Here is a 24,926-nt window from a genome sequence, read left to right as displayed (position 1 = left end):
TGGTGAGATGAATGGATGGGTGAACCCTGCTTGCGGTATCAGGCCGTCTTCCCTTGCAGGCGCAGCACGGCTTCGCGGATCAGCGGCATGCGGTCGTTGCCGAAATACATGTCGGTCTTGTCCACAAAGATGGTCGGCGAGCCAAAGCCGCCGCGCGCGACCACCTCATCGGTGTTGGCCTTGAGCTGATCCTTGATCGCCTGCTCGCCGATGCCTGCAAAGAATGGGGCGGGATCGATGCCAATGCGCTGGCACACATGGGTCAGCACCGAATCCTGCGAGATGTCCTGGTCCTCGCCCCAATAGGCTTCAAATATGGCGCGGGCAAACGGCACCATGTCGTTGCCGAGCCAGACGCAGCCGCGCATCGCCTTCACGCTGTTGACGGGAAACACCGTCGGCGGCATCTTGATCGCAAGCCCCGTCGAGCGGGCCCAATCTGCCAGATCCTTTTTCAGGTAGCGGGCCTTCTGCGGCACCGGCGTCTCGCGCGAGGCGTAGACGGTCGGATTGATCGTGTTGAAGATGCCGCCGACCAGGATGGGCCGCCATGTGACCTCGACGCCCAGTTCGTCGGCGAGCGGCTGGATGTTGTGGAAGGCGAGATAGGTCCAGGGGCTGGAGCAGTCGAAGAAGAATTCGATCATGGTGTTTCTCGCTGGTTGTTGGGCGACATGCGGTGTGCCATCTCCTTGGCCTTCTGGCCGAACATGTTCTTTCTTGCTTCGTCGTCCAGCGGCTCCTTCTCGAATTTGCCGACCGCCAGTCCCGCCTGCACTTGCGGCCGGGCGCGCACGCTGGCGTACCAGCGCTTGATGTGGGGAAAATCGTCGAGCGTGAAGCCTTGCGCCTTGTGGGTCATGGCCCAGGGAAAGCAGGCGATGTCGGCGATGCCGTACTCGGCGCCGGCGACATAGGCGCCGGTCTTGCCGAGCTGGGTATCGAGCACGCGATACAGCCGCGCCGCTTCGTCGCGGTAACGCTCGATCGCGTAGGCGATCTTTTCCTGCGCATACAGCGCAAAGTGACCATGCTGGCCGAGCATGGGCCCCAGTCCGCTCACCTGCCACATCACCCATTGCATGGTTTGGGTGAAGCCGCGCAGATCCGTGGGCAGGAAGCGGTTGGTTTTCTGGGCCAGATAGACCAGGATGGCGCCGGTCTCGAACACCGAAAGCGGGCCGCCGCCGTCGAGCGGCGCATGGTCCACTATGGCCGGAATGCGGTTGTTCGGGCTGATCGCCAGAAATTCCGGCTTGAATTGCTCGCCAGCGCGGATGTTGACCGGAGTCACCGTATAGGGAAGTCCGAGTTCCTCAAGCAGGATGGAGATCTTCCAGCCGTTGGGTGTCGGTGCGTAATGCAGGTCAATCATGGCGAATGACGCTCCTGGCGAGCTGCGGATCGACATCACGCCATGACTTGCAGTCACCCGTGGCCGGCCCCCTGACATTCCAGGCTCCCGTCGCGCGGCTTTCTCGGGTTGACGACATCATGCGCAGCTCTTCGAGGGTTCAAGGCGTCAGCGCGGCGCCATGCGGAGGGCCCCATCCACGCGGATGGACTCGGCGTTCATGTAGCCGCAAGTGACCAGAAACTCGACGGCCTGCGCGAATTCATCGGGGTCGCCCAAACGCTTGGGAAAGGGCACGCTGGCCGCCAGCGCTTGCTTGACGTTGTCCGGCAGGGCCAGCAGCAAGGGGGTGCCGAAGATCCCCGGCAGGATGGTGTTGACGCGAACGCCTTCGTCCATCAGGTCGCGTGCGATCGGCAAGGTCATGCCCATGACGGCGGCCTTGCTGGCGGCATAGCTGGCCTGGCCGACCTGGCCGTCCACCGCAGCGGCCGAAGCGGTGTTGACCACGACGCCGCGGTCGCCGTCGGCCAGCGGTTCCAGCGCCAGCATGCCCGCCGTCGATTTGGCAATGCAGCGGAACGTGCCCACCAGGTTGATCTGCACGATGCGGTTGAAGCGATCCACCGCACTCGGGCGGATCTCACCCGTTTTCCGATCGCGGCTGACAGTCTTGACGGCGTCGGCCGTGCCGGCGCAGTTGACCAAAACGCGTTCCTGCCCGATCGCGGCGCGGGCCTTGGCGAAGGCTGCGTCCACCTGCTCCTCGGACGTTACGTCCACGTTGCAGTAAACGCCGCCAAGCTCGCTGGCCAACGCCTGGCCGACGGCTTCGTTCATGTCGAAGATGGCGACCTTGACGCCATGGCTGGCCAAACGCCGGGCCGTGGCGGCCCCCAGGCCGGAAGCCCCCCGGTGATGACGGCAGAAATGCCGGAATTGAGTTGCATGGTTTTTCCTTGAAGATGACAGACAGGCGTTATTGGCCGGTGAATTTGGGGGTGCGCTTGCCCAGGAATGCCGCTTGCCCTTCCAGGTTGTCGGCCGAACGCAAAGCGACAACGAAATTGCGCTTCTCATGCTCCAGGCCCTGCGCGAGCGGGGTTTCAAAGCTGGCCAGGGCCGCATCCTTGGCCAGCGCCACGGCCAGCGGCGAATTGGCCGCAATCCGGCTGGCCATCGCCAACGCCGTCGGCAGGGCCTGGCCGTCCGCCGTCACTTCGGCGACGATGCCGACGTCGCAAGCCTTGCGGGCATCCATGAAATCGCCGGTCAGCAACAGCGCCATGGCTTTGGACTTGCCGATGGCATGAATCAAGCGCTGGGTGCCGCCCGCACCGGGGATGGCGCCCAGCTTGACTTCCGGCACGCCGAACTTGGCGGACTCGCCCGCGATCACGATGTCGCAGGCCAGCGCCAGTTCCGTGCCGCCGCCCAGCGCGACCTTTTCCACCGCCGCGATGACGGGCTTGGGGAAGCGCCCCAGCGCCGCAAAGAAGTCCCAGCCGGTCGCCGAGCGGTCGCCCAGCAGCGGCGCGGCGCGCAGCACTTCAAAGGCCGTGATGTCGGCGCCCGCGCAAAACACGCCCTCGGCGCCGGTGATGACGACGACCCGCACGACATCGTCGTCGCGCAGTTGCGCAAGCTGTGCGGACAGGCCATCGAACACCGCGCGGTTCAGGCTGTTCTTCGCACGCGGGCGGTTGATGGTCAGGGTGACGACGGCGCCGTCACGGCTGACGAGCACTTCACTGGCTTCGCTCATGGTGGCCCCGCTCATGCAAGCCGCTCGATGATGGTGGTGTTGGCCGTGCCCGAAGCCTCGCAGATGGTTTGCAGGCCATAGCGGCCGCCCCGGCGCTCCAGTTCGTACAGCAGGTCGGTGAGCATGCGCGCGCCGGTGGAACCCAGCGGATGGCCAATGGCCATCGAGCCGCCGTTGACATTCAGGCGGTCGTCCGGGATGCCGAATTCCTGCTGGAACATCAGCGGCACGCCGCCGAAAGCCTCGTTGACTTCGAACAGGTCGATGTCGTTGATGGTCAGGCCCGATTCCTTCAATGCCTTGCGGGTGGAGTCGAGCACGGCGGTGAACTGGATCACCGGGTCGGCGGCGGCCACGGCGGTGCTGACGAAGCGCGCACGCGGCTTGAGGCCATGCTTTTTGGCATAGGCACGGCTGGCGATCAGCAGTGCGGCGGCGCCGTCGCTGATCTGCGACGAGTTGCCGGCGGTGGTGGTGCCGTTGGCGGCAAACACGGCTTTCAGCGTGGCCAGCTTCTCGGGGTCGGGGTTGGCGCGCACGCCCTCGTCGGCGGCGACGACGGGGCTGTTCGGGTCGGCCGGGTCCTCGGTCAGATGCACCAGTTGATCCTTGATGCGACCGGCCTGAATCGCCTCGGCGGCGCGCTTGTGGCTGCGCACGGCGGATGCATCCAGGACTTCACGGGTCAGGCCGAAGCGCGAGTTCAGCAACTCCGACGAAACGCCTTGCGGTATCAGCGGGTTGTCCTGGTAGCGCGCCAGTTCGCGCGGGCTGTATTGCGCGCCCAGCGGCGCGCCGGGCTTGAACGACGGCGGCAGCGGCGCCTGCGACATCGACTCCACCCCCCGCCGATGGCCAGCTGGTAGGCCCCCGCCTGGATGCCATGCACGGCAAAACTCACCGCCTGCTGGCCGGAGCCGCATTGCCGGTCCACCGTCACAGCCGGGACGGATTCGGGCAGCCCCGCCGCCAGCACGGCATGGCGGGCCAGGTTGCCATGCTGCTGGTCCCACTGCAGCACACAGCCGACGATCACGTCGTCCAGATCGGAGGGGTTGACGCCGGACTGTTCGACCAGCTGGCGCAGCGTCTCGGCCATCAGATCGACGGGGTGCCATTTTTGCAGGCGCCCGCCGCGCTTGCCCACGGGGGTGCGCAGCGCGCCGACGATCACGGGTTCATGGTCATTCATGTGGTTCTCCTGGTAAGAAACTGGGGGTCATGCAAAGCGGGTGTCAGGCGGAATAGCGGTCTGCCTGCTCGACGCGTATGCGCTTCTTGTCGAGCTTGCCGACGCTGGTCTTGGGGATGGCCTCGACGAACAGAACCTGATCCGGCCACTGCCACTTGGCGAAGGCGCTGCCCAGGTGCTCCTTCAGTTGTTCCTGGGTCGCCTGCTGGCCGGGCTTGAGCACCACCAGGGCCAGCGGCCGCTCCTGCCACTTCGGATGCGGAACGCCGACCACGGCGGCGTCGCGCACGGCGGGGTGGCCCATGAGCAGGTTTTCCATGTCGATGGAAGAAATCCATTCGCCGCCGCTCTTGATCACGTCCTTGATGCGGTCGGTGACCTTGAGGTAGCCGTTCTCGTCCACCGTGCCGACATCGCCCGAGCGCCACCAGCCACCCTCCAGGAAGCGGTCTGCGGAATCGGGCATGTCGTGGTAGCTGGCCGTGATCCAGGGGCCGCGCACGCAAATCTCGCCCGCCGACTTTCCGTCATGCGGCAAGTCCTTGTCATCGGCATCGAGGATGCGGATGTCCACCCCGGTCAGCACCAGACCCTGCTTGCGCTTGAGGTTCCAGCGCTCTTCCTCGGTCAGGCGCTTCTTGAGCGTGGACTTGAGGCGGTTCATGGTCACCAGCGTCGTGGCTTCGGTGGCACCGTAGCCGTGGACCACCTCGGCACCGGTGAGTTTGTAGAAACCGATCATCATCGACAGCGGCGGCTCGGAGGCGCCGGACAGCATGCGCATGCTGCTGAAGTCCGGCTTGACCGGCATCGTTTCGATGTACTGCAGCATGGGCTGAAAGATGGCCGGTGCGCCGTTGGCGACCGTCACGCCCTCGGCGATCATGGCGTCAACCAGGGGCTTGGTGTCCTCGGCGACATAGCGGCCCGGCAGCACGATCTTGTCGCCCAGCAGCGTGGCGGCCTGCGGCAGGCCCCAGCATTGCCCGTGGAACATGGGCGTGATGAGCATCACGCAGTCGCTCAGCGTCATGCCCAGATTGGTGGCCATGCCCGTGGAGTGCAGGTAGATGCAGCGGTGCGAGTAGTACACGCCCTTGGGCTTGCCCGTGGTGCCGGTGGTGTAGCAGGCGCTGTAGGCCGAGGTTTCGTCGATCTCGGGCCAGTCGATCTTGGGGTCGGCGGCGGCCAGCAGGTCTTCGTAGTGCAGCAGCGGTTTCAGCGTGGTCTTAATCTGGTCCAGCGGCTTGTCGGTCATGACGATCCAGCCCTTGATCTGGGGCGAATTCGCCGCGACGGATTCGGCGATGGGCAGCAATGATTCGTCCACGCATACGTAGGACACTTGGCTGTGGCCGACCACGTAGCCCAGGTCTTCGGCGCCCAGGCGCAGGTTCATCTGCAGCATGACCGCGCCCAGGCCAGGGATGGACCAGTACAGCTCGAAATGGCGTCGGCTGTTCCAGTCCAGGATGCCGACCCGGTCGCCAGGTTCGACACCGAGCGCGCGCAGCGCATTGGCGCTGCGGCAGACGCGCGCGTAGCAGTCGGCATAGGTGTAGCGGTCCCAGCCGCCATCGGGCGTGCGGTAGACGATCTCCTGGTCTCCGTGGGTGCGCGCGGCGTGCCGGATGAGCGTCGTGGTGTTGAGCTGGCGGTCGTTGCCCGAGGTAGACGGGCAGCCGCGCACGATCTTGGTGGTGTTGGTCATTCTCTGGTCTCCTATGTGGTTGCGTTGAGTGCCTGGAACCGTGGGGCCGGGGCCGCCTCGATGGCGCCGGAGGGGGTGGTCTGGTAGATACCCCGTGCCGCGTTGTGCGGATGCCGCGCCGCCTCGGCCAGGCTGAGCACGGGCGCGAAGCAGGCGTCGCTGCCTTCGAGCAACGCGCACCAGTGCGCCCTGGGTTGGCTGCGGATGAGGGCCGCAATGCGCTCCTTCAGCGCTGGCCACGTCGTCGTGTCGTACTGGTCGGCAGGGTTCACGTCCGTCAGGCCCAGCTTCGACAGCAGCAGTGCGTGGAACGCGGGCTCCACCACCGCGAGGCTGATGAAGCCGCCGTCGGCACAGGCGTACACGTCATAGAACGGCGAATCGTGAAACGGGCTCGGCTTCGTGCCGTCGATCTGCCCATTGGCGCGAATCCAATGCACCAGCGTGCCCATCATGGCCACGATGTCGATGATGGCGGCATCCACGACCCGGCCGCGGCCACTGCCCCTACCGTTACCGCGCGCATCGACCAGCGCGCAGGCGACACCGAAGGCCATGCCCAGCGCCCCGGCCGCGTCCCCGAGCACCGAGGGCGGCACGATGGGCATCTGCCCCTTGCGGGCCGACAGCGACAGCAGGCCCGTCAGCGCCACGTAGTTCAGGTCGTGGCCAGCGGCCCGGGAGAGCGGGCCGTCCTGGCCCCAGCCCGTCATCCGGCCATAGACCAGCTTGGGGTTGCGCGCCGCGCATTCGGCGGGGCCGAACCCCAGCCGTTCCATCACGCCGGGGCGAAAGCCTTCGATCAGAACGTCGGACTGGCCGATCAGATCCAGGGCGCGCGCCTTGCCGCCGGGCGACTTCAGGTCGGTGATCTCGACCGTCTTGCCCCGGTGCAGCGGGTTGGCCGCCGCCCCGCCCAGCGGCTGCGCCCCGGCGGCCTGCTCGGCCCGTGTCAGCGCAATCACCTCGGCACCCATGTCGGCCAGCATCATGGCGGCCAGCGGGCCCGGCCCGATCCCTTCGAACTCCACCACACGGACGCCGTGCAGTGGCTTTTGCAGCATGTGCGAGGCGTTCACAGCTTCCTCGCAATCAGTTCTTTCATGACCTCGTTCGCGCCGCCGTAGATCTTCTGCACGCGCGAGGTGGTGTACATGCGCGCGATCGGGTATTCGTACATGTAGCCGTAGCCGCCGAACATCTGCAGGCACTCGTCCACCACGCGGCACTGCTGCTCGCTGCACCACCACTTGGCCATGTACGCGGCTTCGGCGTCGAGCTTTCCGTCCAGCAGCCGCTGGATGCAGTCGTTGACGAAGGTGCGCACCACGTGAGCGGTGGTGGCGATCTCGGCCAGCTTGTGGCGCGTGGTCTGCATCTCGAACAGCGGTGCGCCGAAAATCTTGCGCTCCTTCGTGTATTCGACGGTGAGTTCCAGGGCCCGGTCGATGATGGCCGCCGCAGGCACGGCGATGGTCATGCGTTCGTAGGGCAACTGGCCCATCAACTGCTTGAAACCAAGCCCTTCGACGCCCCCAGGACTTGATCGACCGGCACGCGCACCCCGTCGAAGAAGAGTTCGGCGGTGTCCGACGCATGCAGGCCGATCTTGTCGAGCAGGCGGCCCACGCGGAACCCTGGCAGGTTCTCGGTCTCCACCACGATCAGCGAAAGGCCTCGGCTGCCCGCCTCGCCGGTGCGTGCGACCACAATCAGCAGATTGCAGGTGTAGCCGTTGGTGATGAAGGTCTTGGCACCGTCGATCACGTAGTGGTCGCCATCACGGCGCGCGCGGGTGGCGATGGCCTTGAGGTCCGTCCCGCAGCCGGGTTCGGTCATCGCAATGCCGAGCAGCATCTCGCCGCTGCTCAGCTTGGGCAGCCAGCGCTGCTTCTGCTCCTCGGTGCCGTAGTCCATGATGTAGTGCGCAGCGATGCTGTTCACCTGGACGTTGTTGGGCATTTCCGCTCTGGTCAACTCATCCTGTACCACCAGCTGGTAGGCAATGCTGGCCCCGGTGCCGCCGTAGGCTTCGGGCATTTCGGGCAGCATGAACCCCATCTCGCCGAAGGGCCGCCAGGTCTCGCGCGGGACGTAGCCCTGTTCGCGCCAAGCGGGCAGGTGCGGAGCCATCTCGGCGGCGATGTAGCGGCGCACCTGGTCGCGAAAGGTCTCGATGTCGCTGTCCATCCAGGGTTGACGGTGCAATTGCGGCAGCATGGGAGCGCTCCTCAGAAGGTTTGTACGATGAAGGTTTGAAAACTTGGCCAGCGATGCGGCCCCGGGTCATGCCCGCATACCCACAACGGGGCGGGCGAAGCGTCGAATCTCTGCGTTCTCAGTCTGTCCAGGGCATATGGTCGGCATTCAGCCCGTGCGCGTCTTGCCCGCCAGTGCATGGCAAGTTGACTTTGCGTGTGCAAGGGAAAGCCCGGCTGACTCGACCGGGCCGATGGCGGAGCCGTGAGCAGTCATGCCGCGTGCATCGCTGGGCGACACTCCAAAGCGTTGTTTGAATGCGCGGCAGAAATGGCTGGTGGAGTTGAAGCCCCAGTGAAAGGCGATCGCCGAGACCTGCAGATGCCGGCAGACCGGGTCAACGAGTGTCCGCCAGCACGCTTGCAATCGGCTTTCCAGGATGTGGCCGACCACCGTGGTATCGCCCTGCGCAAACAGCGCATGAAGGTAACGCAGTGAAATACCGTGCGCCGCGGCGATGCGTGCCGGACTCAGGTCATCCTCTTGAAAATGCTGGGCGATGTAGGCAAGTACTCGTTCGCGCAACGCGGCCATGGCCGTGAATCGAGTGGCGCTCTCCGGCTCTGGCAGCGCAATGTCCAGAAGCCCGATCACCGTGCGGCAAAGGGCGACGTGGGCGGAGGGCGGCACGGCGCCGATCTCCTTTGCCAACCCCATCAGGTGTTGGCTGAGCAGTGAGCCCACGCCTGTGTGACTGTCAATGCGGCAGGCTGCGGGCGGCTGCTTGCGGCCCGGTAGATGCTCGCGCATGAGCTGCCAGGGAATCATCAACGACACGCTGTGGGTTCGTTCCAGCACCTCATAGTCTTGCCGCTGATCGGTACGCCAGAGGAACATGTCGCCCTCGCAGATTGGCGTGTCCCACTGCTGCAACTGTACTCGGCCGCTCAGGTTCAGCTGCAGCCCCAGGCAGAACTCATCGTCGAATGACGAATGTCCAGGAGGAGACTGCTCGACGCAAGCACCGGTCACGGTGCATACCAAGGAGGCTCCGGCGAGTTCGTGTCGCCGCAACTTCGCCTGGAATGCAGCAGGCTTCGCCGGGGAGGAAAGACTCCAGCGCTGGAAGGAGTCCTTGAGGATCGCTTCCGTCGCATCTATCCTGCCCTCGATGGGCGCATGGTCGATGGACCATTCCATGGGTGACTGTTGCAGCACTTGTCGTCTCCTGAATCTGCCCCCAGACGCCGCAGCCCATCGGGACCGGAGCGTCGACACCGTGGCGTGCTTTCGTGCGGCGCTCAGGGTACCCAAGGCATACAGGCAATCGTAGGCAGCGGTGCTTGGCGCGGCAATGACGGATGGTCTCGATCAACTGACAAGGCACCTCTTTCGACGGATGGGGAGCGAGGCAACCCCGCAGCCGAGCGGCCCTGCGCTAACCTCCCGGCATCGACGGCGAACTGAAGATGCAAGGAGACGATGATGGATCTGGGTGCAATGCTGGCAGGCAAGCGGGTGCTGGTCACGGGGGCCTCGTCGGGCCTGGGCGAGAACTTCGCTCGGCTGGCTGCTGGTTGCAAGGCCAAGGTAGTGATTGGGGCGCGGCGCAAGGCGCGGCTCGACAAACTCGCCCAGGAACTCGAAAAGCTCGGTTCGCCTCAGGTCACGGTGCTGGAAATGGATGTGGCTTCCGAGCAGTCCATCGACGACGCCTTCGCCGAGATAGACGCCTCGGGCACCATCCTCGACGTGGTGGTTAACAACGCCGGGGCTTCCAACGACGCCTTGTCGCTCACGCTGCCTGTGTCCGACTTCGACTCGCTGATGGAGACCAACGTGCGCGGCGTGTGGCTGGTGGCCGCGCGTGCCGCGCAGCGCTGGGTGGATGCGGGGCGGGGAGGCTCAGTCATCAACATCGCATCGATCCTGGGCGAACGCGTGATGCCGGGCGCCATGCTGTATGCCACGTCCAAGGCTGCAGTCGTGCACATGACCAAGAGCCTGGCGCTCGAATGGGCGCGCCACGGCATTCGCGTCAATGCCATCGAGCCGGGCTACATCGACACCGAGATGACCGATGCCATGTGGGATACCGACCATGGCAAGGCGCTTATCAAGCGCATCCCGATGCGCCGCCTGGGTAAGCCGGAGGAGCTCAACGGTCTGTTCCTGCTGTTCGCGACCGAGGCCGGGTCGTGGATGACCGGCGCCTGCGTGCCAGTGGATGGCGGGCATCTGTGCTCGTCGCTTTGAGTGCGACCGCGTCGAAGCAGCGCTACGTTTTTTGGGTGCGCGAACGATAGACGCCTGGCGTGCTGCCGGTCCATGACTTGAAGGCCCGCTGGAAGGCGGTGCCGTCGGCGAACCCCAACTCGGCGGCGATGGCGCTCAGCGCGGCATCGGTGCTGGTCAACCGAACGATCGCCATGTCGCGCCGTAACTCGTCCTTCAGCACCTGAAAGGACTTGCCCTCCACGGCCAGATGCCGCTGCAGTGCGCTGACCGACATGTGCAAGCGCTGCGCGGCGACAGTCAGATCGGGCCACTCCGGGCACGCTTGCTGCAATAGCGCGCGCACCCGCGCGCTGGCTGTCCGCTCGATTAGACGCGGGCCGATCAGGTTGCCCGGTGTGGCACGCAAAAAGGTCTGGAGCGCGGCGGTGTCACGGCGCATCGGCTGCGTGAATGCGGATGCCTCGAACCAGACCGCCGACCGCGCCTGCCCGAACCGCAACGTGCCCGAGAAGATTTGGGCATAGTCTGCGGCACGCGGCGGTGGCTCGAAGGCAAAATCGAGCCCTCTGGGCACCAGTCGGCCGCCGTGCAGCCATACCAGCAGACGCCAGAAAACGCGCAACAGCAGCCCGTGCAGGAAGTCTGAATGTTTGCCCAGGGCGTGGCGCACGTCCAGAGCAGCACCCTTGAGCAAGCCATCAGAGACGGGCACAAGCGCCACGTCGTCCTGCAGCAGGGCGAAGGATGCACTCACGCGCTGCAAGGCGGCTGCCAGCGTCTTGGCCCCGAGCGTAGAGCGAGCCATCAGCGCAAAGCTGCCGCAGCGCAACGGCCGACCGTGTAGATGGCCTAGGCATTCGTCGTCCAAGCTGTTCTTCACGGCACTGAAGAGTGCGATGTATTGCTCTATGGTCACACGCGACTGCTCCAGATGCAGCAGCGACTCGGCGATGCGGGCCTGCGCCAGAACGCCATCCAGCCAGGACTCGGTGGCCAGTCCTTTGCTGCGCGCGCCGTCGAGCAGGCCATGCACGGCAAAAACAGGAACAGTGACGACGGGTTTCAACATGGTCAAAGGGAGCAACGATAGCTGGCGCTGAATCCGAAATTACACCAAGAAAACGGCCCGCTAACGATGTAGCGTCCGGCTGCGGTCAACCGGATTTTGCCTTGTGCATACAAAGTCAACTCGCCATGCACTGGCGGGCAAGACGCGTATGTGCCGAGTGCCCAGAATACCGCTTGGTAGCACACCCAGGGACGACCCGTGGACGTTCGGCATCGATGCATTCGCATGAATGCTTCTTCGGCAACGGCATGTCGGTGTGCTCACCCGAATAGCCCAGCAACCAGGAGAGAGTGAATGTCTGTCTGCGCCGTGCCTTTGCGCAACATGCTGATTGATGCGGTGATGCGCGAACGTCGTTCCGTGCGCGCCTTTCTGCCGACCCCGGTGTCGCAAGAAGCGGTGGCCCAGATTCTGTCGGTGGCAGCCAGCGCGCCCAGTGGCACCAACACCCAGCCGTGGCATGTCATTGCCGTGGCGGGCGAGGCGAGGAAGCGCCTATGCGACCGTGTATTGCACGCCTTTCACCATGAAGAGGGAGAGCACCAGTCCGAATACGACATCTACCCGGCCGAGTTCTTCGAGCCCTACCTGACCAGGCGGCGTCGGTGCGGTTTCGCTCTTTATGCCGCAGTCGGAATCTCCAAGGGAGATACGGATGCCATGCGCGCTCAACATGCACGCAACTTTGCCTTCTTCGATGCGCCGGTCGGTTTGATCTTCACCTTGGACCGGCGCATGGTGCAGAGCAGTTGGGTGGACTACGGGATGTTCTTACAGAACATCATGCTGGCGGCCCGCGCACGAGGCCTGGATACCTGTTCGCAGATGGCGTGGACCCTTTACCCGCGCCTTCTGGCTGAAGCCCTGCAAATCCCGGACGGGCAGATGGTCCTGTGCGGCATGGCACTGGGCTATGCCGACCCGGCGGCCGTGGTGAACCGCGTGCGCACCGAGCGTGAGCCGGTCGAGAACTTCACACGCTTCAGCGGCTTCTAGAAATCTTGTCATACCAACTAATCGCGTCGTAAGCCGCCTGAGAAATTCAGCCGCCCTGAAGCGGTTGATCGACCGGGCCTTGTCCTGGTGGGTAGGGTCATGCATGGATGTATGCCCTATGGGGCAGACGGGTTGAACCCACAAAGAGGAGTAAGCAATGTCTACCTACGCCGCGCCCTTGCGCGACATGCTGTTCACGATGAAGGAAGTCGGAGGCCTGGATGCGATCTGTGCCCAGCCGGGCCATGAAGAAACCACGCCCGACCTGGTCGAGGCCATCCTGCAGGAGGCTGCCCACTACGCCACCGGCGTGCTTGATCCGCTGAACCGCACCGGCGACGTGCAGGGCGCGCGCTGGCACGACGGCCAGGTCACGCCAGCCGATGGCTTTCGCGAAGCCTGGGCCAGCTTCTGCGAGAACGGCTGGAACGGCATGCCCGCTGCCACCGAATGGGGCGGCCAGGGCCTGCCCACGCTGGTGTCCACAGCCGTGCTGGAGATGTGGAAGTCGTCCAACCTCGCGTTCAGCCTGTGCCAGATGCTCACGCTGGGCGCGGTGGAAGCCATTGCGCACCATGGCAGCGACGCACTCAAGCGCCGCTTCCTGGAGCCCATGGTCGCGGGCCGCTGGACCGGCACCATGAACCTCACCGAGCCCCAAGCAGGCTCCGACTTGGCCGCGCTGCGCAGTCGCGCCGTGCCCGAAGGCGACCATTACCGCGTCAGCGGAAACAAGATCTTCATCACCTGGGGCGAGCACGACATGGCCGAGAACATCGTCCACCTCGTGCTGGCGCGCCTGCCCGATGCACCGCCCGGCGTGAAAGGCATCTCGCTGTTCCTGTGCCCGAAGTACCTGGTCAACGACGACGGCTCCCTGGGCGAACGCAACGACCTGGCCTGCACCTCCATCGAGCACAAGATGGGCATCCACGGCAGCCCCACGGCGTCGATGAGCTTTGGCGACTGCGGGGCGCGATCGGCTACCTGGTCGGCGAGCCGAACCAGGGGCTGGCCTGCATGTTCACGATGATGAACCATGCGCGGCTGAACGTCGGCCTTGAAGGCGTGGGCATCGCCGAGCGCGCCTACCAGCGCGCACGCGCCTACGCGCTGGAGCGGGTGCAGGGCAAGCCACTGCTCAGCGGCAGCACCACCATCGCCGGCCACCCGGACGTGCGGCGCATGCTGATGGACATGAAGGCCCGCACCGAGGCCATGCGCGCATTGGCCTATTTCTGCGCCGGCCAGATGGACCGCGCCGCAGGCCACGCCGACGCGCAAGAGCGCGAGCAGGCGCTGGCCCTGGTCGGCCTGCTGATCCCGGTGGTCAAGGGCTGGTGCACCGACAGCGCACAGGGCATCACGTCCGATGGTGTGCAGGTGCATGGCGGCATGGGTTACGTCGAGGAAACCGGCGCCTCACAGCACTTGCGCGACGCGCGCATCACGACCATCTACGAAGGCACGACGGGCATCCAGGCCAACGACCTGATTGGCCGCAAGCTGGCGCGCGAGGGCGGGCGCACGCTGAAGGCACTGCTGGGCCGCATCGACGGCGATGCGCGCCGGTTGGCCGAGATGCCCGATGCCGCGCTGGCGCAGATCGGCGGCGTGTTAGCGGCTTCGGCGCGTGCGCTGGGGGACGCGGCCGACTGGCTGCTGGCCCACGACGACCAACCCGCGCAGTGCGCGGCGGGCGCCGTGCCCTTCTTGCGGCTGGCGGGCACGGTGATCGGCGGCTGGCTGTCGGCGCGCATGGCCGAAGCCGCCACTGCGCAACTCGCGGCGAGATCTGGCGATGCGGGCTTTCTCGGCGCCAAGCGTGCCACGGCCAGCCACTACGCAGCGCATGTCCTAGTGCAGGCGCCGATGTTGCGCGACATCGTCACGGGCGGCGCCGCCAGCACGCTGGCCCTGGCGGATGATCAACTCTGAATGATCCTGAAAGGAAACCCTCCCATGAAAATCCTGGTTCCCGTCAAGCGGGTGGTTGACTACAACGTCAAGGTCCGCGTCCAGAGCGATGGCAGCGGCGTGGACATCGCCAATGTCAAAATGAGCATGAACCCCTTCGACGAGATTGCCGTCGAAGAGGCTGTGCGGCTCAAGGAGAAAGGCGCGGCAACGGAGATCGTCGCCGTCTCGTGCGGCGTGTCCCAATGCCAGGAGACGCTGCGCACCGCCATGGCCATCGGTGCCGACCGCGGCATCCTGGTCGAGACCAATGAAGAACTGCAGCCGCTGGCCGTGGCTAAGCTGCTCAAGGCCCTGATCGACAATGAACAGCCCGGCCTCGTGATCCTGGGCAAGCAGGCCATCGACGACGACTGCAACCAGACCGGCCAGATGCTGGCGGCGCTGGCCGACCTGCCGCAAGCCACCTTCGCCTCCAAGGTCGAGATCGCCGGCGACAAGGCAGCCGTGACCCGCGAAGTGGACGGCGGCCTGGAAACCCTCAGCCTTACGCTGCCCGCCGTCATCACCGCCGACCTGCGCCTGAACGAGCCGCGCTACGTCACGCTGCCCAACATCATGAAGGCCAAGAAAAAGCCGCTGGACACCGTCAAGCCCGAAGACCTCGGCGTGGACGTGGCCCCGCGCCTGAAGAACTTGAAGGTCAGCGAACCCGCCAAGCGCGGCGCCGGCGTGAAGGTGGCCGACGTGGCCGCCCTGGTCGAGAAACTCAAGAACGAAGCGAAGGTGATCTGACATGACCGTACTCGTAATCGCTGAACACGACAACGCGACCATCAAGGGCGCGACGCTCAACACCGTGACGGCCGCCGCAGCCTGCGGCGGCGACGTGCACGTGCTGGTGGCCGGCCACAACGCCGGCGCTGCCGCACAGCAAGCCAGCCAGATCGCCGGCGTTGCCAAGGTCATCCACGCCGACGGCGCCAGCCTGGCCCACGGCCTCGCCGAGAACGTGGCCGCCCAGGTGCTGGCACTCCATGGCAGTGGTGCCGGCAACTACAGCCACATCCTGTTCCCCGCCACCGCCAGCGGCAAGAACGTGGCCCCGCGCGTGGCTGCCAAGCTCGACGTCGCCCAGATCAGCGACATCACCAAGGTCATCTCCGCCGATACCTTCGAGCGCCCCATCTACGCCGGCAACGCCATCGCCACCGTGCAGTCTGCTGATGCCGTGAAGGTCATCACCGTGCGCACCACCGGCTTTGACGCCGCCGCCGCCACGGGTGGCAGCGCCGCTGTCGAAACCGCTGCTGCGGCCGCCGACGCTGGCAAGAGCAGCTACGTGGGCAGCGAGATCGCCAAGAGCGACCGCCCCGAACTCACCGCCGCCAAGATCATCGTGTCTGGTGGCCGTGCGCTGGGCAGCAAGGAAAAGTTCGACGAAGTCATCACCCCCCTGGCCGACAAGCTGGGCGCTGCCATCGGCGCCAGCCGTGCTGCCGTGGATGCGGGCTACGCCCCCAACGACCTGCAAGTGGGCCAGACGGGCAAGATCGTCGCGCCGCAGTTGTACATTGCCGCCGGCATCTCGGGCGCCATCCAGCACCTGGCCGGCATGAAGGACTCCAAGGTGATCGTGGCGATCAACAAGGACCCCGAGGCCCCGATCTTCAGCGTGGCCGACTACGGGCTGGAGGCGGACCTTTTCGCAGTTGTGCCGGAATTCGTCAAGGCCTTTTAAATTGGATGAGATACACCATGGAGCTTCGGCATTTACGTTGCTTTATAGCGGTGGCCGAAGAACTTCACTTCGGCCGCGCAGCGGAAAAGCTGCACATCGATCAGTCCCCTTTGTCGCGCACCATCAAGGAGATAGAGGAAGAGCTCGGGGCGCAACTGTTCACGCGAACCACGCGAAGCACCCGCCTGACCTTTGCCGGAATGGCATTCCTGGAGCGGGTGCCGCGAATCTTCGAAGCTCTGAAACAGGCGTGTGACGGCGTCAAGTCCGCCGCCAGTGGGTTTCAGCGACAGTTGCGCATCGCTTTGTCCGATGGCATCACGCCCTCGCGAATGCCGACGCTGCTGGCACAGTGCCGAGCGGAAGATCCAGAGATTGATGTTCGGCTATTTGAGGTGCCGTTGGATCAACAGATCAAGGGTCTGCACGATGACCTGTATGACGTCGGCTTTTCGATGGCCGAAGAGGTGGGCGACGGCATTGTGGTCAGGCCTGCATGGGAAGACGAACTGATGGTGGCGGTCCCAGCTCGCCATCCTGTTCTGGCCCACAAGCACGTGCCGTTGGAAGAAGTGTTGCGCTATCCGCTGGCGCTATGCGATCCGGCGATATGCGAAGGCCATGCACGCCAAGTTGATCGCGTTTTGCAGCGCTACGAGCAACAGCCACTGATCGCCCAGCGCGTGGCGTCCTATGAGGTGATGATGACCTTGGTCTCAGCCGGATTGGCGCTCGGTTTGGCGGGCGCCGCGCACATTGCATCCGGCCGTGGGCCAGGTGTTGTGGCCCGGCGCTTGGCGGGCAAGCCGCAGATGCTGGCCACGTATCTGCTGCACCGTGACGTGGAGCCCTCCGAAATGCTGGCCCGGTTCATCGAACGAGTGGCCTCCATTGATTCGGCGGATGGCTCCAGCGCCGCCGAGGACTCCTGATCCACCTGCTGAAAGGACCCAAGCCATGACCCGATTCCTGCCGCTGCTGATGGTTGCCGCACTGACGGGCTGTGGACCATCCCAACCGACGGAAACCGTGGACTTCCTCGTTGCCCATCCCGAGCGCCTCAAAGAAGTCCAGCGCCTGTGCAAGGAAGACCGCGCGAAGGCAGGAGAAGAACTCTGCCGCCGTGCGGCCGAAGCCGCCAACCGGCGTTTCTTCGGCGATCGGCCGGAACAGCAATCCAAATAGCGCCCCGCGCCGTCGCCTGGCCGCGACAGAGTTCTTGCTGTTACCTCATCACGCCGCAGCGCGCTCGCGCATGCGGCATTTTTATTGCCTTCGCCACAGCAAGAAGTCTGGCCATTTTGGCCTGAATCCCCGCTATAACGGTCTTTGACCGACCTGCACGCTCGCCTTGATCCTCGGCACTACGGCATGTCCCTGTGCCGTAGCGGGAGGTTGGCCAATGCAAGGAACGAACGTGCTGTTCGGTCAGATTGCCGTTGTCTTCGGCATCGTGATCGCTGGCGTATGGAGCGCCACGCAATGGACAGCAGCGGCGCTGGGCTACCAGCTACGCCTGGGTTCGCCCTGGTTCGATTTCCTCGGCACGCCGGTCTATCACCCCTGGCGCCTGTTCGAGTGGTGGTTCTTCTTCGACGCCTACGCGCCGCATGTATTCGACGTGGGCGGTGCCATTGCCGCAGGCAGCGGCCTGATCGCGGTGGTGGTTGCCGTCGGCATGTCGATCTGGCGCTCGCGCCAGTCCAAGCTGGTCACGACCTACGGCACGGCGCGCTGGGCCAATGCGGAGGACATCCACAAGGCGAGTCTTGACCGGTCTGCGGGCGTATTCCTTGGCCTGCATCGCCAGCAGTACCTGCGGCACGAAGGCCCGGAGCATGTTCTGACCTTCGCGCCTACCCGCTCGGGCAAGGGCGTGGGCCTAGTGGTGCCCACCTTGTTGAGCTGGCCCGCATCGGCCGTCATTCACGACATCAAGGGCGAGAACTGGAGCATCACCGCTGGCTGGCGCTCGCGCTTCTCGCACTGCCTGCTGTTCAACCCGACCGATGCGAAGTCGGCGGCCTACAACCCGCTGCTGGAGGTGAGGCGCGGCGCGCACGAAGTGCGCGACGTGCAGAACATCGCAGACATTCTGGTCGATCCCGAAGGAGCACTGGAGCGGCGCAACCATTGGGAGAAGACCTCGCATGCGCTGCTGGTTGGGGCCATCCTGCATGTGCTCTACGCAGGCGAAGACAAGACGCTGCGCGGTGTCGCCAACTTCCTCAGCGACCCGGCCTGTCCCTTCGAGCTTACCCTGCATCGGATGATGACCACGCCGCACATCGGCGATGGACCGCATCTGGTGGTGGCATCGGCAGCGCGTGAAGTCCTGAACAAATCGGACAACGAGCGTTCCGGCGTGTTGAGCACCGCCATGTCATTCCTCGGCCTGTACCGAGACCCCACGGTGGCCGAAGTCACCTCGCGCTGCGACTGGCGCATTGCCGACCTGATCGCGGCCGAGCATCCCGTGTCGCTGTATCTCGTGGTGCCGCCTTCGGACATCAGCCGCACCAAACCGCTGATCCGCCTGATCCTCAACCAAATCGGGCGGCGGCTGACGGAATCACTCGATGGCAGCGATGGCATCCAGCGCCGTCACAAGCTGTTGCTGATGCTCGATGAATTCCCGGCGCTTGGGCGCCTGGACTTCTTCGAGACGGCGCTGGCCTTCATGGCGGGCTACGGCATCCGCAGCTTCCTGATCGCGCAGTCGCTCAATCAGATCGACAAAGCCTACGGCCAGAACCATTCCATCCTCGACAACTGCCATGTGCGCGTGACGTTCGCCACCAACGACGAGCGCACGGCCAAGCGGATTTCCGAAACCCTTGGCACCGCTACCGAGCTGCGCGCGCAGCGCAACTACGCGGGACATCGACTCGCACCGTGGCTGGGGCACCTAATGGTGTCGAGACAAGAAACCGCCCGCCCGCTGCTCACGCCGGGCGAGGTGATGCAGCTGCCGCCCGATGAGGCGGTGGTGATGGTTTCCAGCGTCGCGCCGATCAAGGCCAAGAAGCTGCGCTACTACTCTGACGCGAACTTCCAGCGGCGCGTGCTGCCGCCTCCTGTACTCGTTGCGGGGCGCTACGCCGACGTGCCTCCCTTACGGCCCGACGACTGGAGCGGGCTGACGGTTCCTCCCGTTCCGGTGGCGCCTGCAACCGAAGCCGTTGAAGGCTTCCCCTCTGCCGCTGACGACGGCGGCCCGCGTCGCCAACCCGAACTCTCCGAAGCCGCCGCCTACGACCCCGACCTGGCTGCGCCTGCAGCCGACCTCGGGCTGCTCGATGACGATGACATGCAGCTTCCCCTTCCTCGCCAGCTCGACCCGGCCCTGCAGCGCACGGCCCGGCTGGCTTCCCTTGACCCTGACGACGGAATCGACCTATGACCCAACACCGCCTCAATGTGTTCATCCAGCCGGAGCACAGCAAGCGGCTCGATGAACTGGCCGCCAAGAAGGGCGTGTCCAAGTCCAGCATCGTCGCGGCGGCCCTGGCCTCCTGGCTGTCGCCCGATGCGGCCGACCAGCGCGAGGCGGCGATTGCCAAGCGACTGGATCGCCTGTCGCGCCACGCCGAGCGTCTGGAGCGCGACCAGAACATTGCCATCGAAACATTGGCGCTGTTCATCCGCTATTTCCTCACTGTGAGCACGCCCGTGCCCGAGGCCCATCAGGACGCCGCTCGCGCCCAGGGCAAGGCCCGCTTCGAGCAGTTCGTCGAACAGCTCGGACGGCATTTGCTGCGCGGGCGCAGCCTGGTGCGGGATGTGGTGGAGGAACTGCACCCCGATCCGACGCGATCGGAGGGCGCGGCGGCCGCTGCAGATGCCCAGGAGCGTGCCTTATGAGCGCCGTTCTTTCCTCCTTCACGGCCACCTCGCTGGATCGCCGCATTCAGATGCTACGCACGGCCATGGGGCCGCTGATCGCCGCCGCGCTCGAAGACCCGGACGTGGTGGAAATCATGCTCAACCCCGACCGCACGCTCTGGGTGGATCGTCTGTCCACGGGCCGCGCCCCGATGGGCGAGGAGCTGTCCGAGGCTGATGGCGAACGCATCATCCGTCTCGTGGCCGCCCACGTCGGCGCCGAGGTGCATCGCGGCCAGCCGCTTTTGACGGCAGAGCTGCCCGAGACCGGCGAACGCTTCGAGGGCATCCTGCCGCCCGCTGCACCGGGGCCAGCCTTCGCCTTGCGCAAGCGTGCCTTTGGTGTGATCCCGCTGTCGCGCTACATCGAGGACGGGATGATGACCGCCGCACAGGCTGGTTTGCTGGTGCGCGCCGTGCGCGAGCGCCAGAACATCCTGATCGCGGGCGGCACCAGCACCGGCAAGACCACCTTGGCGAATGCGCTGCTGGCCGAAATCGCCGCCACGGGCGACCGCGTGCTGGTGCTCGAAGACACGGTGGAGCTGCAATGCGCGGCGCGCGATCACGTACCGCTGCGCACGCGCCAGGGCGTCGTGTCCATGACCGAGCTGGTGCGTTCGTCCATGCGCCTGCGCCCGGATCGTGTGGTCGTCGGCGAGGTGCGCGGCGCCGAGGCACTGGATCTCATCAAGGTCTGGGCACCGGCCACCCCGGCGGCATCGCCACGATCCACGCCGGCTCCGCGCTGGGCGCGCTGCTGCGCCTGGAGCAACTGATTCTCGAAGTGGCGGTGAACCCGCCCCGTGCGCTGATCGCGGAAGCGGTCAACGTGGTCATCCACATTGCCGGGCGCGGACGCAAGCGCCGCATCGAGAGCATCGCTCGGGTCGTCGGCTTCGACGGCTCGGGCTACCAACTGGCGGATGCGCTGGAGGCTCCATTCCCGGAGCTGCTGCCGCAGTCCGACCTTTCTTCCGTGTCCCCTGATCAACCTGGAGAACTGCCATGACGCAGATGATCGTTCCTGCTTTCCGTATTTCTGTAAACCCGCTTGCCCTGCGCTGCCACCCCGCGCGGCTGGATGGCTTGGCGCGCCCGGCCCTGCAGGGTCTGATGCTCGCGGCGCTGATGCTGCTGCTCGCAGGCACCGCGCAGGCCGCAGGTTCCTCGATGCCCTGGGAGGGGCCGCTGCAATCCATCCTGGAGTCGATCCAGGGTCCGGTGGCCCGGATCATCGCGGTCATCATCATCATCGCCACGGGCCTGGCGCTGGCCTTCGGCGATACCTCGGGCGGGTTCCGCAAGCTGATCCAGATCGTCTTCGGTCTGTCGATCGCGTTTGCCGCGTCCTCGTTCTTCCTGTCGTTCTTCAGCTTCTCGGGCGGGGCCGTCGTATGAACGCGGCCCACGATGGCGTGCAGGGGTTCGCTCCAGGTTTCGAGGTGCCCCTGCATCGCTCGCTGACCGAGCCGATCCTGCTGGGCGGCGCGCCGCGCACAGTGGCGATTGCCAATGGCACCTTGGCCGCCGCCGTGGGCTTGGGCCTGCAACTGTGGATTCCGGGCGTGGTGCTCTGGATCGCCGGCCATGCGCTGGCGGTCTGGGGTGCGCGTGTCGATCCGCAGTTCATGCAGGTCTTCGCGCGCCACATCAAGCACCGGCCGCTGCTGGACGTGTGAGGGGAATGCCATGCTGAACCTTGCCGAATACCGCCAGCGGCCGGCGCTGCTGGCCGACTGGCTGCCTTGGGCCGGGCTGATCGCGCCGGGCGTCGTGCTGAACAAGGATGGCGCCTTCCAGCGCACGGCGCGCTTTCGGGGCCTGACCTCGACAGCGCGACGCAGGGCGAGTTGATCTCCACGTCGGCGCGGCTGAACAACGCGCTGCGCCGCCTGAGCTCGGGCTGGGCGCTGTTCATCGAAGCCGAGCGCCGGCCCGCGGCCAGCTACCCGCACTCGGAGTTTCCTGAGCCGCTGTCCTGGCTGGTGGACGAGGAGCGCCGCGCCGCCTTCGAGGACTCGGGCAACCATTTCGAGAGTGGCTACCACCTCACGCTGGTGTACCTGCCGGCCGAGGAGTCGCGCGCCCGCGCAGCAGGGCTGCTCTATGAGAACCGACCCACCGAAGGCGTGGATTGGCGCGAGCGCCTAACTGCCTTCGTCGCGGAGACGGATCGCATCTTTGACCTGCTCGATGGCGTGATGCCGGAGATCGTCTGGCTCGATGACAGCCAGACGCTGACCTACCTGCATGCCACCGTTTCAACGCGGCGTTACCGCGTGGGCGTGCCCGAGGTGCCATTCCACCTCGACGCTCTGCTAGCCGACGCGCCGCTGATCGGCGGCCTGGCACCGATGCTGGGCGACCAGCATCTGCGCGTGGCGACGGTGCGCGGTTTCCCGACCTCGACCTGGCCGGGGATTCTGGACGACCTCAACCGCCTGGGATTTGGGTATCGCTGGAGCACGCGCTTTCTGTGCCTCGACAAATCCGAGGCGGAACGGGAGTTGGGGCGCTTGCGCCGCCAGTGGTTCGCCAAGCGCAAGAACGTCATCGCGCTGCTGCGCGAGACGATCTTCCAGCAAGAAAGCCCGCTGGTCGATACCGACGCCAGCAACAAGGCCACCGATGCCGATGCCGCCTTGCAGGAGCTGGGCAGCGATCAAGTGGCCTTCGGCTACGTGACAGCGACCGTCACCGTCATGGACGCGGATGCCGCCGTGGCCGACGAGAAGCTGCGCAGGGTGGAGCGCGTCATCCAGGGGCGTGGCTTCGTCACCATCCCCGAAACGCTCAACGCCGTGGATGCGTGGCTGTCGTCCATTCCGGGTCATGCCTACGCGAACGTGCGCCAGCCCATTGTCTCCACGTTGAACCTGGCGCACCTGATGCCGGTGTCGGCGGTATGGGCCGGGCCGGAGAAGAACGCGCACCTCGACGGCCCGCCGCTGATCGTCACGCGCACTGAGGGCGCGACGCCGTTCCGGCTGGTGACGCACATCGGCGACGTGGGCCACACGCTGGTGGCTGGTCCTACGGGCATGGGCAAGTCGGTGCTGCTCGCCACATTGGCGATGCAGTTTCGGCGCTATCGCGGCTCGCGCATCTTTGCCTTCGACATGGGACGCTCGATGCGCGCCACCATCCTCGGGCTGGGTGGCGAGCACTACGACCTCGGGATGGATGGCGAGATCGCGTTTCAGCCTCTCGCCCGCATCGACCGCGAGGGCTACCGCACCTGGGCCGCCGAATGGATCGAAGGGCGCTTGCGGCATGAGGGTGTAGCCGTCGGCCCCGAAGAGAAGGCCGCCATCTGGTCGGCGCTCGGCAGTCTCGCCGGTGCGCCGGTGGAGCAGCGCACGATGACCGGCCTGTCGGTGCTGCTGCAATCGAATGCGCTGCGCCAGGCGCTCGCGCCGTACGTGCTGGGCGGCGCCCACGGCAAGCTGCTGGATGCGGATTCGGATCGCCTGGGCGCCGGCTCCGTGCAGTGCTTCGAGATGGAGGAACTGATGCACAGCAAGGCCGCCGTCATGGCCGTGCTGCATTACCTCTTTGCGCGCTTCGATGAACGCTTCGACGGTGCGCCCACGCTGCTGATCCTCGATGAAGCGTGGCTGTTCCTCGATGACCCGGTGTTTGCGGCGCGCATCCGCCAATGGCTCAAGACGCTGCGCAAGAAGAACGTGAGCGTCATCTTCGCCACGCAGAGCCTGGCGGACATCAAGGATTCGAGCATCGCGCCCGCAATCATCGAGAGCTGCGCGAGCCGCATCTTCCTGCCCAACCCACAGGCGACCGAGCCGCAGATCAGGGTTATCTACGAAGGCTTCGGGCTGAACTCGCGCCAGATCGAGATCGTGGCGACCGCGCAGCCCAAGCGCGACTACTACTACCAATCCCGACTCGGCAACCGCCTGTTCGACCTCGACCTGGGCGCCGCGACGCTGGCCTTTGCGGGCACGTCCACGCCGCAAGACCAGCGCGACATCGACGCGGTGCTCGCTGCCGCTTCATCCGCTTCCACCCCGTTCGTAGCCGCGTGGCTGCGCCATCGCGGCCTGAATTGGGCCGCCGACCTGCTGTCCTCGTTCCCGTCCACCCATCTCCAGGAGAACCCATCATGAAAAAGCGTCTTCTCGCCGCCGCCGTCGCGGCCATGCTTTGCACCGCTACCGCCGTGCAGGCGCAATGGGTCGTGATCGACCCCACGAACCTCGTGCAGAACACGCTGACCGCGATCCGCACGCTGGAGCAGATCAACAACCAGATCAAGCAGCTCCAGAACGAAGCGCAGATGCTCATCAACCAGGCGCGCAACCTGGCCAGTCTGCCATCCAGCGTGGTCGGCCAGCTGCGCGCCAATCTGGCGACCACCCAGCGGCTGATCGCGCAGGCCAAGGGCTTGGCCTATGACGTGACGAATCTGGATCGGGAATTCCAGCGCCTGTACCCCGAGCAATACGCCGCCACCGTGAGCGGCAACCAGATGTACCGCGACGCGCAGGAACGCTGGAAGAACACGCTCGATGGCCTGCAGACCACCATGCAGATGCAGGCTCAGGCATCGCAGAACCTGAGCGACGACGAAGGCGTGCTGGCCGACCTCGTGGGCAAGAGCCAATCGGCGGTGGGCGCTTTGCAGGCGATGCAGGCCACGAACCAGTTGCTGGCCCTGCAGGCCAAGCAGTCGATCCAAACGCAGCGGCTGCAGATCACGCAGGATCGCGCGGGCTCGCTGGAACTGGCGCGGCAGGCCGCCGCCGTGGAGCGGGGCCGCGAGGTGAACCGGCGCTTCCTGGGTGAGGGCACGCCGTACACGCCGCGGTCCGTCGATTTCTACAGTCGTTGACGGA

The 24,926-nt window shown here is 65.5% G+C and carries 18 protein-coding genes and 6 pseudogenes; 14 read left to right on the top strand and 10 right to left on the bottom strand.

Annotated features, from left to right (window positions below):
* Window positions 1-38: 38 nt before the first annotated feature.
* The 9 genes and pseudogenes from H9K75_RS06030 to H9K75_RS05990 form a co-directional block, all read right to left on the bottom strand.
* Complete coding sequence (locus tag H9K75_RS06030) at window positions 39-647, bottom strand: 2-hydroxychromene-2-carboxylate isomerase (protein WP_016452535.1); 609 nt, start codon at window positions 645-647, stop codon at window positions 39-41.
* Window positions 644-1,375 (bottom strand): glutathione binding-like protein, encoded by a 732-nt coding sequence (locus H9K75_RS06025; RefSeq protein WP_016452534.1) that lies wholly within the window; start codon window positions 1,373-1,375, stop codon window positions 644-646. The genes H9K75_RS06030 and H9K75_RS06025 overlap by 4 nt, the downstream gene beginning before the upstream one ends.
* A 147-nt stretch (window positions 1,376-1,522) precedes the next feature.
* Window positions 1,523-2,304, bottom strand: a pseudogene (locus tag H9K75_RS06020) (SDR family NAD(P)-dependent oxidoreductase).
* Window positions 2,305-2,333: 29 nt separating this feature from the next.
* Window positions 2,334-3,134 (bottom strand): enoyl-CoA hydratase/isomerase family protein, encoded by an 801-nt coding sequence (locus H9K75_RS06015; protein ID WP_016452532.1) that lies wholly within the window; start codon window positions 3,132-3,134, stop codon window positions 2,334-2,336.
* Window positions 3,131-4,311, bottom strand: a pseudogene (locus H9K75_RS06010) (thiolase family protein). The gene H9K75_RS06015 and the pseudogene H9K75_RS06010 overlap by 4 nt, the downstream one beginning before the upstream one ends.
* 43 nt (window positions 4,312-4,354) lie before the next feature.
* Entirely contained in the window at window positions 4,355-6,022 is a 1,668-nt protein-coding gene (locus H9K75_RS06005; protein WP_016452530.1) for a long-chain fatty acid--CoA ligase, read from the bottom strand.
* An 11-nt stretch (window positions 6,023-6,033) separates the two neighbouring features.
* A complete protein-coding gene (locus H9K75_RS06000) occupies window positions 6,034-7,086 on the bottom strand; it encodes a CaiB/BaiF CoA transferase family protein (protein WP_016452529.1) in 1,053 nt (350 codons plus the stop codon).
* Between the two features lie 11 nt (window positions 7,087-7,097).
* Window positions 7,098-8,242: pseudogene (locus H9K75_RS05995) on the bottom strand (acyl-CoA dehydrogenase family protein).
* Between the two features lie 147 nt (window positions 8,243-8,389).
* Window positions 8,390-9,421 (bottom strand): helix-turn-helix domain-containing protein, encoded by a 1,032-nt coding sequence (locus H9K75_RS05990; RefSeq protein WP_017405984.1) that lies wholly within the window; start codon window positions 9,419-9,421, stop codon window positions 8,390-8,392.
* A gap of 285 nt (window positions 9,422-9,706) precedes the next feature.
* On the opposite strand from H9K75_RS05990, the gene H9K75_RS05985 reads away from it, so the two are divergent.
* Window positions 9,707-10,477, top strand: a complete 771-nt coding sequence (locus H9K75_RS05985) for an SDR family NAD(P)-dependent oxidoreductase (RefSeq protein WP_016452526.1) — start codon at window positions 9,707-9,709, stop codon at window positions 10,475-10,477.
* A gap of 22 nt (window positions 10,478-10,499) precedes the next feature.
* Here the strand turns inward: H9K75_RS05985 and H9K75_RS05980 are convergent, their stop codons facing one another.
* Complete coding sequence (locus H9K75_RS05980; protein ID WP_445677827.1) at window positions 10,500-11,492, bottom strand: AraC family transcriptional regulator; 993 nt, start codon at window positions 11,490-11,492, stop codon at window positions 10,500-10,502.
* 360 nt (window positions 11,493-11,852) lie between these two features.
* Between H9K75_RS05980 and H9K75_RS05975 the strand changes: the two genes are divergently transcribed.
* The 13 genes and pseudogenes from H9K75_RS05975 to trbJ all read left to right on the top strand — a co-directional run bounded on the left by H9K75_RS05975 (window position 11,853) and on the right by trbJ (window position 24,922).
* On the top strand, window positions 11,853-12,524 hold the full coding sequence (locus tag H9K75_RS05975; RefSeq protein WP_017405981.1) for a nitroreductase: 672 nt from the start codon (window positions 11,853-11,855) through the stop codon (window positions 12,522-12,524).
* Window positions 12,525-12,681: 157 nt separating this feature from the next.
* A pseudogene (locus tag H9K75_RS05970) lies at window positions 12,682-14,462 on the top strand (acyl-CoA dehydrogenase).
* Window positions 14,463-14,486: 24 nt separating this feature from the next.
* Window positions 14,487-15,236: an electron transfer flavoprotein subunit beta/FixA family protein gene (locus tag H9K75_RS05965; RefSeq protein WP_026382504.1), complete on the top strand. Its 750-nt coding sequence runs from the start codon at window positions 14,487-14,489 to the stop codon at window positions 15,234-15,236.
* A gap of 1 nt (window position 15,237) precedes the next feature.
* Entirely contained in the window at window positions 15,238-16,182 is a 945-nt protein-coding gene (locus H9K75_RS05960; RefSeq protein ID WP_026382503.1) for an electron transfer flavoprotein subunit alpha/FixB family protein, read from the top strand.
* A gap of 17 nt (window positions 16,183-16,199) precedes the next feature.
* On the top strand, window positions 16,200-17,114 hold the full coding sequence (locus H9K75_RS05955) for a LysR family transcriptional regulator (RefSeq protein WP_016452520.1): 915 nt from the start codon (window positions 16,200-16,202) through the stop codon (window positions 17,112-17,114).
* A 25-nt stretch (window positions 17,115-17,139) separates the two neighbouring features.
* Window positions 17,140-17,367, top strand: coding sequence for an EexN family lipoprotein (locus tag H9K75_RS05950; RefSeq protein WP_016452519.1), 228 nt, complete (start codon window positions 17,140-17,142; stop codon window positions 17,365-17,367).
* A 217-nt stretch (window positions 17,368-17,584) separates the two neighbouring features.
* Window positions 17,585-19,585, top strand: coding sequence for a conjugal transfer protein TraG (locus H9K75_RS05945; protein WP_016452518.1), 2,001 nt, complete (start codon window positions 17,585-17,587; stop codon window positions 19,583-19,585).
* Window positions 19,582-20,046 carry a hypothetical protein gene (locus H9K75_RS05940; RefSeq protein WP_016452517.1) on the top strand — a complete coding sequence of 155 codons (465 nt, stop codon included), beginning with the start codon at window positions 19,582-19,584 and terminating at the stop codon, window positions 20,044-20,046. Before H9K75_RS05945 ends, H9K75_RS05940 begins: the two co-directional genes overlap by 4 nt.
* Window positions 20,043-21,079: pseudogene (gene trbB / locus H9K75_RS05935) on the top strand (P-type conjugative transfer ATPase TrbB). Before H9K75_RS05940 ends, trbB begins: the two are co-directional and overlap by 4 nt.
* A complete protein-coding gene (locus tag H9K75_RS05930; protein WP_016452515.1) occupies window positions 21,076-21,468 on the top strand; it encodes a TrbC/VirB2 family protein in 393 nt (130 codons plus the stop codon). Before trbB ends, H9K75_RS05930 begins: the two are co-directional and overlap by 4 nt.
* Window positions 21,465-21,749 carry a VirB3 family type IV secretion system protein gene (locus H9K75_RS05925; protein WP_016452514.1) on the top strand — a complete coding sequence of 95 codons (285 nt, stop codon included), beginning with the start codon at window positions 21,465-21,467 and terminating at the stop codon, window positions 21,747-21,749. The genes H9K75_RS05930 and H9K75_RS05925 overlap by 4 nt, the downstream gene beginning before the upstream one ends.
* Window positions 21,750-21,759: 10 nt before the next feature.
* Window positions 21,760-24,197, top strand: a pseudogene (gene trbE, locus H9K75_RS05920) (conjugal transfer protein TrbE).
* Complete coding sequence (trbJ, locus tag H9K75_RS05915; RefSeq protein WP_016452512.1) at window positions 24,194-24,922, top strand: P-type conjugative transfer protein TrbJ; 729 nt, start codon at window positions 24,194-24,196, stop codon at window positions 24,920-24,922. The pseudogene trbE and the gene trbJ overlap by 4 nt, the downstream one beginning before the upstream one ends.
* Window positions 24,923-24,926: the final 4 nt, after the last annotated feature.

Source organism: Diaphorobacter aerolatus (assembly GCF_014489535.1).
Lineage (GTDB): Bacteria > Pseudomonadota > Gammaproteobacteria > Burkholderiales > Burkholderiaceae_C > Diaphorobacter_A > Diaphorobacter_A aerolatus.
This window is presented reverse-complemented; position numbering and strand designations above follow the sequence as displayed.

What these genes read in the sequence shown, in the direction of transcription:
- H9K75_RS06030 (WP_016452535.1), bottom strand. Translation starts at nt 647, where the DNA reads ATGATCGAATTCTTCTTCGACTGCTCCAGCCCCTGGACCTATCTCGCC.
- H9K75_RS06025 (WP_016452534.1), bottom strand. Translation starts at nt 1,375, where the DNA reads ATGATTGACCTGCATTACGCACCGACACCCAACGGCTGGAAGATCTCC.
- H9K75_RS06015 (WP_016452532.1), bottom strand. Translation starts at nt 3,134, where the DNA reads ATGAGCGGGGCCACCATGAGCGAAGCCAGTGAAGTGCTCGTCAGCCGT.
- H9K75_RS06005 (WP_016452530.1), bottom strand. Translation starts at nt 6,022, where the DNA reads ATGACCAACACCACCAAGATCGTGCGCGGCTGCCCGTCTACCTCGGGC.
- H9K75_RS06000 (WP_016452529.1), bottom strand. Translation starts at nt 7,086, where the DNA reads ATGCTGCAAAAGCCACTGCACGGCGTCCGTGTGGTGGAGTTCGAAGGG.
- H9K75_RS05990 (WP_017405984.1), bottom strand. Translation starts at nt 9,421, where the DNA reads ATGGAATGGTCCATCGACCATGCGCCCATCGAGGGCAGGATAGATGCG.
- H9K75_RS05985 (WP_016452526.1), top strand. Translation starts at nt 9,707, where the DNA reads ATGGATCTGGGTGCAATGCTGGCAGGCAAGCGGGTGCTGGTCACGGGG.
- H9K75_RS05975 (WP_017405981.1), top strand. Translation starts at nt 11,853, where the DNA reads ATGCTGATTGATGCGGTGATGCGCGAACGTCGTTCCGTGCGCGCCTTT.
- H9K75_RS05965 (WP_026382504.1), top strand. Translation starts at nt 14,487, where the DNA reads ATGAAAATCCTGGTTCCCGTCAAGCGGGTGGTTGACTACAACGTCAAG.
- H9K75_RS05960 (WP_026382503.1), top strand. Translation starts at nt 15,238, where the DNA reads ATGACCGTACTCGTAATCGCTGAACACGACAACGCGACCATCAAGGGC.
- H9K75_RS05955 (WP_016452520.1), top strand. Translation starts at nt 16,200, where the DNA reads ATGGAGCTTCGGCATTTACGTTGCTTTATAGCGGTGGCCGAAGAACTT.
- H9K75_RS05950 (WP_016452519.1), top strand. Translation starts at nt 17,140, where the DNA reads ATGACCCGATTCCTGCCGCTGCTGATGGTTGCCGCACTGACGGGCTGT.
- H9K75_RS05945 (WP_016452518.1), top strand. Translation starts at nt 17,585, where the DNA reads ATGCAAGGAACGAACGTGCTGTTCGGTCAGATTGCCGTTGTCTTCGGC.
- H9K75_RS05940 (WP_016452517.1), top strand. Translation starts at nt 19,582, where the DNA reads ATGACCCAACACCGCCTCAATGTGTTCATCCAGCCGGAGCACAGCAAG.
- H9K75_RS05930 (WP_016452515.1), top strand. Translation starts at nt 21,076, where the DNA reads ATGACGCAGATGATCGTTCCTGCTTTCCGTATTTCTGTAAACCCGCTT.
- H9K75_RS05925 (WP_016452514.1), top strand. Translation starts at nt 21,465, where the DNA reads ATGAACGCGGCCCACGATGGCGTGCAGGGGTTCGCTCCAGGTTTCGAG.
- trbJ (WP_016452512.1), top strand. Translation starts at nt 24,194, where the DNA reads ATGAAAAAGCGTCTTCTCGCCGCCGCCGTCGCGGCCATGCTTTGCACC.